The following is a 12,523-nucleotide window of genomic DNA, read 5'->3' on the forward strand; positions in this document are numbered from 1 at the left end:
ACTAACCTGCATGGGACCAGGGACAGCGCTAACTCTGGTCGACAGGGGTCAGAACGTTCCGAAGATAGCTATGGTGCATGTTTTACGGCTTTTTTGCACGCAACGGCATCTTTCGCCCGCCCGGTGCGGGCCTGCGCCGGACGGTGTCCAAAATGAGGCGGCCGACCATGCGTCCGCTTAATTCAGCGACGGGTGGGCACGCAGCGTATCGATGGCGAGGTCGAGGAACGCGCGGACCTTCTGCGTGGCGTGCCGTCCTTCGCGATGCACGACCTGGATCGGCAGCGCGGGCGGCTCGAAGTCCGCCAGCACGATTTCGAGCGAGCCGTCGCGCAGGTGCTGCGCAATCTGGTACGACAGGAGGCGCGTGATGCCGAAGCCCGCGACGGCGGCCGTGATCGCGGCGTCGTTGGTAGTGGTCGTGAGCCGCGGCTGGAGGCGCACGACCGTTTGCTTGCCGTTTTCGTCGAGACGCCATTCGGGCGTCGTCGAGATGCCGCTCGCGAGGATCGCCGTGTGGCTGGTCAGGTCTTCCGGGCGGCGCGGCGTGCCGTGCTCCTTCAGATAAGCCGGCGACGCGCACAGCACGCGCCGCACGCGGCCCACGCGGATCGCCTGCAGCGTGGAATCGGGCATCTCGCCGATGCGCACCGCGACGTCGATCCCCTCGTCGACCAGATTCACCACGCGGTCGATGAACCACGCGTTGACGTCGGCCTGCGGGTAGCGCGACAGATACTCGATCACCACCGGCATCACGAAGTACTTGCCGAACAGCATCGGCGCGGTGATCGTCAACTGGCCGCGCGGCGTCGAGTGCGTGCCGGTGGCCGAGAGTTCCGCGTCGTCGACTTCGCCGAGGATGCGGCGGCAGTCCTCGAAATAGGCCGTGCCGACCTCGGTCACGCGCACGACGCGCGTCGTGCGCGTGAGGAGCCGCACGCCGAGCCGCTCCTCCAGTTCCGTCACCACGCGGCTCACCACCGAGGGCGAGACGTCGAGCTTGCGCGCGGCGGACGCAAAGCCGCCGGTTTCGACTACCGTCACGAACGTCGCCATCGCCTGGAATCGGTCCATCTCGCTCTCTGTGTGCCCGCGATGACGTGCATTCTCAGACATGAGACGCCGCGGAGCAATGGCGAGGACCGTTATCGCGCCTTTACAGATCGAGAACGAGCGGGCCGGCGTGGGAGGCGGCGGGCACCGCGCAGCAGATGAGCGCCTCGTCGTCGCCGACCTGGAACGACGGCGCGACCGGATACGCGACCTCGCCTTCGACGACGCGCGTCCTGCACGTCCCGCAGCTTCCGCCGCGGCAGCTGAACTCGGGCGCGAGGCCGCGCGCCTCGGCGAGTTCGAGCAGCGTGCCGGCGCCGGGTGTCCAGCGCGCTTCCTTCGACGACTTCACGAACGCCACCGGCACGGGTTCGCTCGCGGGAAGACGGGCGGGCGTCTTCGATGCGCCTTCGTCCAGCTTGCGCACGAGCCCGGACGGCCCGAACGCTTCGGCATGAATGCGTCCATCGGCGACGTTCAGGCCGCGCAGGCCGTCATAGATCGACTGCATGAACGCGGTGGGGCCGCACAGGTAGAAGTCGTAGTCGTCGAAGGGCAGGATGCCCTTCAGCATGTCGATGTCGATGCGGCCTTCGATGTCGTAGTCGGCGCCTTCGCGCGCGCCCTCGGTATCGGTCAGCGAGCGGATCACGTGCACCGCGCCGGCCGCGCGTTCGGCGAGGCCGCGGATTTCATCGGCGAACGCGCGCTCCCCGAGCGAACGCGCCGAGTGAAAGAACCACGCCGGCCGCACGCGGCGTTTGCGCTGCCCTTCGTAGACGAGATGACGCAGCATCGCGAGCATCGGCGTCACGCCGACGCCCGCCGCGAGCAACACGGCCGGGCGCGTCTCGCTGGCGTCGATCGTGAAGTTGCCGGCCGGTGCGCGCGCTTCGACCATGCCGCCCGCGTGCAGCGTGTCGTGCAGATGCGCCGACACGAGCCCCTGGCGCTTCACGCTGATGCGGTAGAAGCCGTCCGACGGCGCGACGGAAAGCGTGTACGTGCGGATCACGGGCGGGCCGCCTTCTGCCGGCGTCACGCGGATCGGCAGATGCTGGCCGGCCGCGTGCGCCACGATTCCCGCGCCATCCGCCGGTTCGAGATAGAACGAGCGGATCGCGTCGCTCTCGTCGACCACCTTGGCGACGCGAAACGGCCGCCAGGCGCGGGCGAGCGCCGCCGCCTTCAGGCGCTCGGCGGTCTCGTCCCAGCTCCCGGTCAGAAGCGAATTCGGCGACTGGCCGGTGGCGTCGGCATGCCAGCGCAGCGGCAGCGCGTCCGCACGATAGACGATGCGGCGCGGCGTGAAGCGCCACAGGCGCTCGGCGCCCTGGAACGCGGCGATCTCCGGCGAATCGAGCATGACTTCGGCGTCGCCAGAGAGTTGCAGCAGGTCGCCGGTTTTGAAATCGGCGAAAACCAGGCCCGCCTTGCCGTTCACGAGGATGTTGCCGAGCGTGTTGAAAAACAGGTTGCCGGCGAAATCGGGAATCGTGAGCACGCCGTCGTCCGCTAACCGCACGAACCCCGGCTTGCCGCCGCGATGCGAGACGTCGACCTGCCGTTCGCCGTTCTCGCGGTCCGCGTACGAGGCGACGAAGAATGTGTCCGCCTTCGCGATCATCTGCGCGGCGCGCGCGGACAGCCGGTCGAGCCGCTCGGGCGCGGCTGACGCGCGCACGGCCGGATCGCGGACCAGCTCGAAGTCGCGCAACTGGATGTATTGCGGGCAGTTGCCGTAGCTCTGCTCCACTTCGACGCCGAACGCCGCGCCGCCATTGTGCCGGATCACGCCGTTCAGACGATTGCGCCGCCGCGTCGCGAGGTCGATGCCGAGCAGGCCAATCGCGGCGCCGTCGCTGAAACCGGCATCGGCGGGGTCGTCGGGATCGCGCGCCGCGTGCACGTCCAGTACCGCGGGCGTCGGCGCCTGCAGGAAGCCTGGCTTCCCGGCGATCACGGTCGCCCAGGCGTCGCCCTCGGCATCGACCGCGCCCGCCACGATGAACGGCAGGAGCGGATAAAACTGCCGGTGCTGGTCGAGCAGGTAGTCGCGCACGAAGCGGCGGCCGGGACCGTCCATCCGCTCGACGACACCCACGCTGCGCTGCAGGGCGAGTTCGCCTTCGTGCCACGGTGAGCGGAGACCGGTTTCCAAGGTGCTGGACATGATGATTCGCCTTTCGACGTAAATGAAGCGGCCAGGAGTGCTCAGCCGGCCGCAGTGAGCCCGGCGGGCGTCTCTTGAAACTCCACGAACCCCGGCAACGCTTCGACGCGCGCGAGCCACGCATTCACGTTGCGATAGCCGGAGAGATCGACGTTGCCTTCCGGCGCGCGCGCGATGTAGCTGTAGAGCGCGACATCGGCGATGGTCGGATGGCTTGCCGCGATCCATTCGCGGCCGGCCAGTTCTTCGTCGATCAGCTTGAGCACCGCGTGGGCGCGGGCAATCACTTCCTTCGGATTGAACGGCGCGCCGAACACGGTGATCAGGCGCGCAGCCGCCGGGCCGAACGCGATCTGGCCCGCCGCGACCGACAGCCAGCGCTGCACGGCGGCGGCTTCGGCGGGAGTCGTCGGCAGCCAGTCTTCCTTGGCGTACTTCTTCGCGAGATAGACGAGGATGGCGGCCGAATCGGCGATGACGGTGTCGCCGTCGACGAGTACGGGAATCTGGCCGAAGCGGTTCAGGCGCAGGAACTCGGGCGACTTGTGTTCGCCCGCCGCCAGATCGACGTGAACGACTTCATGCGGCACGCCGAGCAGCGACAGGAACAGGCGGGCACGGTGCGAGTGGCCGGACAGCGGATGGTGATAAAGCTTCATGTGCGACTCTCCTTCGATCGGTGGATGGGCCGGGGTGTTTTCCCGAGTGCTGGATCGAAGTTTGGGGTCGCGACGCGCGTTGTTGAATACGAGCGAAATTCAATTCACCATTCTCGAAACGAGAATGGTGGGCGATGCGGGCGCCGGTACGCCCGCTCCTCAGTACTGCGGCTGCCCGTCTGGCTTGACGTTCACCTTGCTGCCCGCGAGCGGCGATCCATAACCGCCGCCGAGCGCGTTGTTCGGCAGCCCGTTCGCGAGTTGCGCGCGCGGGTCGGTCGGATTCAGGTTAAGTTCGCCGGCCTGCTGGTTGCCGTGCGAAGGATACTGGCTGCCGAGCGCCGCATCTGGCTGTAGCCTGGGGTTGTTCTCGGGCGCGGACATGTCGGTTTCGGGATTGGGCCGCGCGAGTTGCTGGGCGCTCGCGGTCTGAAGCGACAGGCAGGCAAAGGCGAACATCGACGCGGCGATTTTCGTGCGCACGATAGCGTTCATGACTGAACTCCCTGGAAGTTTCGAGGTTCGTGTCCGGTCCACGCATCGTTGTTGGGCTTGCCGCGGCGTGGTCATTGAGACCAGTCTAGTCCACAGTCCCGGCGAGCGAGGCGATTCGTGCGAGCGCCCCGCCGGCGCGCCGTCATTGCTTGTGTTTCTTGAGCTTGTGTTTGCGCTTGCCGCGCTCGTCGATGATTCTTGTCCGGTGTTTGTCCTTCATCTTCTTCCATTGCTTGCACTCGTCCTTCGTGCGCAGGCAGCCGATGCAGAAGCCGGTCTTCTCGTCGAACTTGCAGATGCTGATGCAGCGCGATTCCACGGCCATGAACGATTCACTCGGTTTGTCGGCTTCGGGACGGTCAATCTCGCACGCCGCGTGCCCGCCCGGCAAACTGATTGTTTCAATGGCGCTCATAGGCGGGGGCGGCCGATCGAGGCATCGCAAGCGCAGGTAAGCCGTTTTCTCCGATGCTAAGATGCCCGCATCATCGCGTGAAAACGCGCGATCAAACGCGGGCCGGGTGCGCTCTGGCACTTCATGACATGCGGCGACCACTTGTATTTTCAACCTTGAGCCGGCTCGAATTCGAGCGTGCAGTGCTTGGCCGTGTCGTGGCCGGCATGCCGCTTTCCGAGGTGCTCGCGCACGTGATCTATCGTGTGGAGGCTCTCTCGGGAGAGCGCATGTATGCGTCGATCCTGCTCGTCGATGCAAGCGGCAAGCATCTCGTTCACGGCGCCGCGCCGAGCCTGCCCGCGAGCTACAACGAAGCGATCGACGGACTCGAATTCGGCCCGATGTCGGGTTCCTGCGGCGCGGCGGCGTACAACGCGGTGCCGGTGATCGTCGACGACATCGAGACCGATCCGCTCTGGGAGCCGTTTCGCGACCTCGCGCTGAACCACGGTCTGCGCGCGTGCTGGTCGGCGCCGACCGTGCCGCCGACGGCCGCGTGCTCGGAACCTTCGCCAACTACTATCCGATTCCGAAGAGCCCGTCGAACGACGATCTCGAAGAGATCGCGTTCGTCGCGAGCGTGACCGCGCTCGCCATCGAGCGCTACAACAGCGACCGCGCGCTGCGCGAAAGCGAGGAGCGTCTGCGCATCGCGCAGCAGGCGGGGCGCGTCGGCACCTTCGAGCTGTTTCCGGAGCGCGGGCGCCTCGCGGTGTCGGAGGAATTCTGCCGGCAGTGGGGCCTGCGGGTGCTCGCCGAGTTCGACATCACAGAGCTGATCGCGCTGATCCATCCGCAGGATCGCGCGCAAGTGCTCACGGGCACGCCCGCGGTGCCGCACCACGCGCTCGACTATCTCGAATACCGCATTCGCCGCCCCGATACGGGCGAGGAGCGCTGGATGGGCCGTCGCGGCGAGGCGATCGACGGCGCGCTTGGCAAGCGCTATCTGGGCGTGTCGTATGACATCACGGAGCACAAGCGCGTCGAGGAGCGGCTGCGCGTCAGCGAGGCGCAACTGCGTCGCCTGAACGATTCGCTCGCGGCCGAAGTGGAGGCGCGCACGCGCGAGCGCGACCGCATCTGGCGCAATTCGCGCGATCTCTTCATCGTCGCGAGCGAGGACGGCGTGCTTGGCGCGGTGAATCCGGCCTGGACCTCGATCTTCGGTTTTACCGAGGACGAACTGATCGGCCGCACGTTCGAGGCGATCGTGCATCCCGAAGACGCCGACGCGACCCGCACGGCGCTCGAAGTGGCAATCGGCGCGGGCTTTGCGCGCTTCGAGAACCGCAACCGGCACAAGGACGGCACGTATCGCTGGGTGTCGTGGGTCGTGACGCGCGAAGGCGGCGCGCTCTACGGCAACGGGCGCGACATCACGCGCGAGAAGGAGACGCAGCGCGCGCTGCGCCAGACCGAGGAAGTGCTCAGGCAGGCGCAAAAGATGGAAGCGCTCGGGCAACTGACGGGCGGCATCGCGCACGACTTCAATAACCTGCTGCAAGGCATCACCGGGCCGCTCGAACTGATTCGCCGCTTCGTGCAGCTTGGCCGTATCGACGAGATCGACCGCTTCATCACCATGGCGATGGGTGCGGCCAACCGCGCGGCTTCGCTCACCCATCGCCTGCTGGCGTTTTCGCGGCGCCAGCCGCTCGATCCCAAGCCGGTCAACGCCGACGAGCTGCTCCACTCGATCGACGACCTGCTGCGCCGGACGATGGGCGAGGCGATCGACGTCAAGGTGATCCGCAACGAGCAGCTCTGGCTCACCCGTTGCGACGCGAACCAGCTCGAAAACGCGCTGCTCAATTTCGCGATCAACGCTCGCGACGCGATGCCCGACGGCGGCAGCCTTTCGCTCGAAACCGCCAACGCGGAACTGGACGCCGAGTTCACCGCACGCCATCCGGACGTGCTGCCGGGGTCCTATGTGGTGGTATCGGTGTCGGACACGGGCGGCGGCATGCCCGACGACGTCCGCGAGCGCGCGTTCGACCCGTTTTTCACGACCAAGCCGCTCGGGCAGGGCACGGGACTCGGGCTCTCGATGGCCTACGGTTTCGCGAGACAGTCGGGCGGCATCGCGACGATCGACAGCGAACCCGGCGCCGGCACGACGGTGCGGCTCTATCTGCCGCGCCATCAGGGCGGCGCCGCGCGTGTGGAAGCGGTGGGCGAGCTGACGGACGCGCATCGCGCGCAGGAGCGGCACGCGATTCTCGTCGTCGAGGACGACGCTTCCGTGCGTGAACTCGTCTGCGAAATCCTGCGCGATCTTGACTACGAAGTGATGGAAGCCATCGACGGACCGACGGGGCTTGCCGTGCTGAATTCGCCGGCGCGCATCGACCTGCTGGTGACCGATGTCGGCCTGCCGGGCCTGAACGGCCGTCAGCTCGCCGATGCCGCGCGCGCCACGCGGCCGTCGCTGAAAGTGCTCTTCATGACCGGCTATGCCGAAGCGGCGGCGCGCGGCAGCGGCTTTCTCGACGCCGGCATGGAACTGATCACGAAGCCGTTCACGCTCGAATCGATCGCGAGCCGCATCCGGCGCATCGTCGCGCCGACGGCGCCGCAGTGATTCCACCGTGATTCCGCAGTGATTCCGCAGTGATTCCGCTGTGAGCGCCGCGCCGGGTGACGCGTGCGTCCCGGATTGCCTCACCGTCGAGCTCCCGCATACACTCACCTTTCCGACCCCGCATGGCGCCGCGATGCGCCGAGCGGCACGCCGCTTGCTTCAACGCTTCTGCCGCGACTTTTCCGCCGCCCTACGAGAACAATTCCATGCCTCCAACGCCCGGCTCGCGCCGCCCGCCCGCCAAGGTCCTGCCGCCCGAGGCGCCGAGCATCCGGGCGCTCACGTCGCTCGTGACCGGCGTCGTCGTGATCTGCGCGCTTTACTTCGGGCGCGCGGTGATGATCCCGATCATTCTCGCCGTGCTGCTGAGCTTCCTGCTCGCGCCGTTCGTCGATATGCTGCGGCGCTTCAAGTTCGGGCAGGTGCCTTCGGTGATTGTCGCGGTGCTGCTGGCGCTTTCGGTGCTGACGGCCGTCGGCGCGCTGATCGGCGCCCAGGTCGCGCAACTCGCCGGCGACCTGCCGAAATATCAGGTCGCGGTCGAGCGCAAGATCGCTGCGGTGCAGAAGATGACGGTCGGTCGCGCCGACGAGTTTCTCGGCAAGGCTTCGCATGCGCTCAAGCGCCTCTCGCCCGCGCGCGAGCAGGAAGCGCGCAAGGACGAGAACGATCAGACCGTTTCGCCGATCGACCAACCGATGCCCGTCGAAGTGCACGAGCCGTCGCCGTCGCCGCTGGAACTCGCGCAGCGTTTCCTCTCGCCCGTGATCAGTCCGCTCGAAACGACCGGCATCGTGCTCGTCGTCGCGATCTTCATTCTGTTGCAGCGCGAAGACCTGCGTGACCGGCTGATCCGTCTCTTCGGCTCGCGCGATCTGCATCGCGCGACCACCGCAATGGATGAAGCCGCGCGCCGCCTGTCGCGCTATTTCCTGGCGCAACTCGGCATCAATCTGGGCGTGGGGATCGTCGTGGCGATCGGGCTCGCGATCATCGGCGTGCCCGGCGCGCTGCTCTTCGGCGTGCTCGCGACCTTGCTGCGCTTCGTGCCGTATGTCGGCACGTGGATCGCGGCGCTGATCGCCGTGGTGTTCGCCGCAGCCGTCGGGCCCGGCTGGTCGATGCTGATCTGGACCATCGTCCTGTTCGGCGTCACCGACGTGGTCGCGGGCCAGGTGGTCGAGCCGCTCCTGTACGGCCACAGCACGGGGCTTTCGCCGTTCGCGGTGATCGTCGCGGCGATTTTCTGGAGCTGGATCTGGGGGCCGATCGGCCTTGTGCTGTCGACGCCGCTCACGCTCTGCCTCGTGATTCTCGGGCGTCACGTCGACCGGCTGGAGTTCCTCGACGTGCTGTTCGGCGACCGGCCCGCGCTTACGCCGGCCGAAAATTTCTACCAGCGCCTGCTGGCCAACGATCCCGACGAGGCGCTGATCCAGGCGGAGTCGCTGCTGAAGGAGCGCTCGCTCACGGCGTACTACGACGAAGTGGCGCTCGAAGGCCTGCGCTTCGCACACAACGACGTGATGCGCGGCGTGGTGACGGTGGACCAGTTGCGGCGCATCAACGAATCGGCACTCGACATCGTTGAAGGACTGGAGGATGCCGAGGATCTCGTTACCGCGCACGCGCCCGAGGAGGAACTGCCCGCGAGCCTCGAAAGCGCGAGCGAGCGCGCGGGCATTGCGTCGGAATCACCTCCCGAGCGCTTCGATGCCTCGCGCGAAGGGCACACGGCGTCGGTGCTGTGCATCGCGGGACGCGGCGAACTCGACGACCTCGCCGCGACGATCGCCGTGCAGCTTTTCAGGAAGCACGGCATGGGCGCCGATTTCGCGCCCTACGAGCGCTTCTCGCGCAATCGCTTCGCGGACGTGGATTTAAGCGACGTGTCGATCATGTGCGTCGTCTCGTTCGATGCCGCCGAATCGCCGCCGTATATGCGAAATCTGCTGCGGCGGCTGCACCAGCGGGCGCCGTCGGCGGATCTGATCGTCGGGCTCGTCGTGCCCGAAAGCTCGCTGCAGGGAGAAGCGCTCGTGCGCACGAGTTCGGCGGCGACGTCGTTCAAGGAACTCGTCGAGGCCTGCGTCGCCGCCGCGCGCCGTCAGTCGAACGACGGCGTGTCGTGGGCCGGGCTCAATTCGCCCGACGAAGCGGCCGAGCACAAGCCGCAGGAAGCGCCGCGCGTGCCCGTGCTGCGCGGCGCCTGAACGCGGCGCCGTCTCGTTCAGCGGTTGCCGTCGAAGAGATCGTTCAACATGGTGTCGAAGGCCGCCTGCGCTTCCTCGAGTTCCTGAAGCGCGGCGTCGAACGTTTGCAGCGCCATCTGCGACGGGCGGCCGTCGCCTTCCGGCGGAAACTGCGTCTGCAGCGCGGTGAATGCCGTCTGCACCTGCTTCGTCGCGTTCACGATTCGTTCCATCGCCCGCGCTTCTTCTACGCGATTGTTTTCAGCGCTCATCGAATACTCCTCGGTGGTAATGCCCCGATAGTACCAAGCGGTGCCGACTCCGGCTCTGCGTTACGCTGCCTGTCCCGCTACGCGCTGACCCGCACGCGGTCCTCTATCTGTTCGACCGTGAAAAGGCGCACGGCCTCGTCGAGCACGCCCGCGCGGTCGACGAGACTCTGCGCGGTCGCCGCCGCCTGTTCGACGAGCGCCGCGTTCTGCTGCGTGGCGTCGTCGAGATTGGCGACGGCCTGATTCACCTGCCGGATGCCGAGCGCCTGCTCGCTGCTCGCATTGGCGACTTCGAGAATGATCGCCGAGACGCGGTTGACGGCGGCGTCGATTGCGCGCATCTGGCTCGTCGTGCGCGCGACGAGCCCGGTCCCGGCCTTGATCTGAGCGGCGCTCGCCGTCACCACAGCCCCGATTTCCTTCGCCGCCGCCGCCGAGCGCTGCGCGAGGTTGCGCACTTCGCTCGCGACGACTGCGAACGAGCGGCCTGCCTCGCCCGCGCGGGCGGCCTCGACGGCGGCGTTCAGCGCGAGGATGTTGGTCTGGAACGCAATGCCGTCGATCACGTCGGTGATATCCGCGATCCGCCGCGCGGCCGCGTTGATGCCCGCCATCTTTTCTTCGACCTGGCTCGCGATCCGGTCGCCATCGTTGGCCGCGGCGAGCGCTTCCCTGACCACGTCGAGCGCACGCGCGCTGGCGTTGGCATTGCCCTCGACGGTGGCGGTGATCTGCTCCATCGCGGTGGCCGTTTCCTGCAACGAGCTCGCCTGCGATTCCGTGCGGCGCGACAACTCCGTGTTGCCGCTCGAAATTTCGCGCGCGGAGTCGAGCAGTCCGCCGATCTGGCCGCGCACGTCGAAGACGATCGCCGAGAGGTTCGCCTTCAACTGGTTCAGCGCGCGCTGGACGTCGCCGAGATCGCCCTCTGCGCCGGCTTGCGTCTCGGCGGTCAGGTCGCCCGCGGCCATGCGGGCGGCGAATCCGGACATCGTGCGCACCGGCGCATCGACCTGGCGCGTGAGCGCCAGCCAGCCGCATGCGGCGGCGGCCGCGCTCGCGGCGAACGCGATCCAGAACGGCAGCGGCGGCGCGCCGCGCCAGGCGGCGAAGCCCGCGACGGCGAGCGCGACCGGGGCCGCCGCGTGGCTCGCGGCCATCCGCGACGAAAGCGACAGGCGCGCGAGCCGCTGCAGACTTCCGGCGATGCCCGTGCGCAGCAGCGCGCCGCGTTCGAGGCGCGCCGAGCGGAGCGTGCCCGCGCGAATCTGTGCATACAGCGCTTCGGCCGCCTTCACTTCGTCGCGACCGGGCTTCACGCGCACGCTCAGGTAACCGACTGTCTTGCCGTTCTCGAGGACCGGCGTGACGTTCGCGCGCACCCAGTAGTGATCGCCGTCCTTGCGGCGATTCTTGACGAGCGCGGTCCACGAGCGGCCCGAACGGATCGTCGACCAGAGATCGGCGAACGCTTCGCGCGGCATGTCGGGATGGCGGATGACGTTGTGCGGCTGGCCGGTCAGTTCTTCCTTCGAATAGCCGGAGACGGCGATGAACGCCGGATTGCAGTACTGGATGTTGCCGGAGAGGTCGGTCGCGGAAACGAGCATCTGCGACGCGGGATAGTCGTATTCGTGCTGAGTAACGGGCTGGTTGTTGCGCATGCGCGTGTCCTTGTTTCTTCGTTTTGGCGCGCCGCGACGGCGGCGCGCTTTTTTGCCTACAAGGACGTAACGACGAGTAGCCCTACAAACTTTAGGGGAATCCGACTAAAGCACTCGGGTTAACGAGGCCTTCAGCCTTGCGGGACGCTCATTGCGCGCTCCAGCCGCCGTCGATCTGCAAGGCCGCGCCGCGCATTTCGCTGGCGGCGTTCGAGCAGAGGAACACGGCCATTTCGCCGATCTGCTGCGGTGTCACGAATTGCGCCGACGGCTGTTTTTCGCCGAGCAGCTTCGCGCGCGCGTCGTCGGACGAGAGCGATTCGCGGGCGGCGAGGTCGTCGATCTGTTTCTGGACGAGCGGCGTGAGCACGAAGCCCGGACAGATCGCGTTGACGGTCACGCCGGTGCGCGAGTTTTCGAGCGCGGCGACCTTGGTCAGACCGACGATGCCGTGCTTCGCCGCCACGTACGCCGACTTGCCCGCCGAGCCGACCAACCCGTGCACGGATGCAATATTGATGACGCGACCCCAGCCGCGCTCGCGCATCGCGGGCAGCGCGACGCGCATCGTATGGAACGCGGAGCTCAGGTTGATCGCGATGATCGAATCCCAGCGTTCGACCGGGAAGGTGTCGATGGTTGCGACATGCTGGATGCCTGCGTTGTTCACGAGGACGTCGACGGCGCCGAAGCGTTCGGCCGCGAATGCGATCATCGCTTCGATTTCGTCGGGCTTGGACATGTCGGCGCCGTGGTAGGCGACCTGCACGCCGAGGGCTTCGATCTGCGCGATCGCGGCTTGCGAATCGCCGAAACCGTTGAGCACGAGATTGGCGCCGGCTTGCGCGAGCGCGGTCGCGATGCCGAGGCCGATGCCGCTCGTCGAGCCGGTGACGAGGGCGGTCTTGCCGGTGAGAGACTGGTTTGCTGCTGTGGTCATGGGCGGTTCCTGTAGTTGGATTAATCAG

General features: G+C 67.1%; 11 protein-coding genes. 3 read left to right on the forward strand and 8 right to left on the reverse strand.

The window, feature by feature from the left end; genetic code table 11:
• Positions 1 to 177 precede the first annotated feature (177 nt).
• The 5 genes from AWB81_RS20600 to AWB81_RS20620 all read right to left on the reverse strand — a co-directional run bounded on the left by AWB81_RS20600 (position 178) and on the right by AWB81_RS20620 (position 4,708).
• On the reverse strand, positions 178 to 1,077 hold the full coding sequence (locus AWB81_RS20600) for a LysR substrate-binding domain-containing protein (protein WP_062638400.1): 900 nt from the start codon (positions 1,075 to 1,077) through the stop codon (positions 178 to 180).
• An 82-nt stretch (positions 1,078 to 1,159) separates the two neighbouring features.
• Positions 1,160 to 3,229 carry a 2Fe-2S iron-sulfur cluster-binding protein gene (locus tag AWB81_RS20605; protein WP_062638401.1) on the reverse strand — a complete coding sequence of 690 codons (2,070 nt, stop codon included), beginning with the start codon at positions 3,227 to 3,229 and terminating at the stop codon, positions 1,160 to 1,162.
• Between the two features lie 41 nt (positions 3,230 to 3,270).
• Positions 3,271 to 3,888 (reverse strand): glutathione S-transferase family protein, encoded by a 618-nt coding sequence (locus AWB81_RS20610; RefSeq protein ID WP_062638402.1) that lies wholly within the window; start codon positions 3,886 to 3,888, stop codon positions 3,271 to 3,273.
• 159 nt (positions 3,889 to 4,047) lie between these two features.
• Positions 4,048 to 4,383 (reverse strand): hypothetical protein, encoded by a 336-nt coding sequence (locus tag AWB81_RS20615; RefSeq protein WP_062638403.1) that lies wholly within the window; start codon positions 4,381 to 4,383, stop codon positions 4,048 to 4,050.
• 142 nt (positions 4,384 to 4,525) lie between these two features.
• A complete protein-coding gene (locus tag AWB81_RS20620) occupies positions 4,526 to 4,708 on the reverse strand; it encodes a DUF1289 domain-containing protein (RefSeq protein ID WP_062638433.1) in 183 nt (60 codons plus the stop codon).
• A gap of 272 nt (positions 4,709 to 4,980) precedes the next feature.
• Between AWB81_RS20620 and AWB81_RS44785 the strand changes: the two genes are divergently transcribed.
• From AWB81_RS44785 to AWB81_RS20630, 3 genes are all read left to right on the forward strand, one after another.
• Complete coding sequence (locus AWB81_RS44785) at positions 4,981 to 5,424, forward strand: GAF domain-containing protein (protein WP_235025846.1); 444 nt, start codon at positions 4,981 to 4,983, stop codon at positions 5,422 to 5,424.
• Entirely contained in the window at positions 5,337 to 7,427 is a 2,091-nt protein-coding gene (locus AWB81_RS20625) for a hybrid sensor histidine kinase/response regulator (protein WP_144444145.1), read from the forward strand. Before AWB81_RS44785 ends, AWB81_RS20625 begins: the two co-directional genes overlap by 88 nt.
• A 206-nt stretch (positions 7,428 to 7,633) precedes the next feature.
• Positions 7,634 to 9,640 (forward strand): AI-2E family transporter, encoded by a 2,007-nt coding sequence (locus AWB81_RS20630; protein WP_062638434.1) that lies wholly within the window; start codon positions 7,634 to 7,636, stop codon positions 9,638 to 9,640.
• 17 nt (positions 9,641 to 9,657) lie between these two features.
• Here AWB81_RS20630 and AWB81_RS20635 read toward each other — a convergent pair whose 3' ends face one another.
• The 3 genes from AWB81_RS20635 to AWB81_RS20645 form a co-directional block, all read right to left on the reverse strand.
• Positions 9,658 to 9,891 carry a hypothetical protein gene (locus AWB81_RS20635; protein ID WP_062638405.1) on the reverse strand — a complete coding sequence of 78 codons (234 nt, stop codon included), beginning with the start codon at positions 9,889 to 9,891 and terminating at the stop codon, positions 9,658 to 9,660.
• A 77-nt stretch (positions 9,892 to 9,968) separates the two neighbouring features.
• A complete protein-coding gene (locus AWB81_RS20640; protein ID WP_062638406.1) occupies positions 9,969 to 11,555 on the reverse strand; it encodes a methyl-accepting chemotaxis protein in 1,587 nt (528 codons plus the stop codon).
• 148 nt (positions 11,556 to 11,703) lie between these two features.
• A complete protein-coding gene (locus AWB81_RS20645) occupies positions 11,704 to 12,495 on the reverse strand; it encodes a 3-hydroxybutyrate dehydrogenase (RefSeq protein WP_062638407.1) in 792 nt (263 codons plus the stop codon).
• Between the last annotated feature and the right edge of the window lie 28 nt (positions 12,496 to 12,523).

Source organism: Caballeronia arationis (genome assembly GCF_001544975.2).
In the GTDB taxonomy this organism is placed as follows: Bacteria; Pseudomonadota; Gammaproteobacteria; order Burkholderiales; family Burkholderiaceae; genus Caballeronia; species Caballeronia arationis.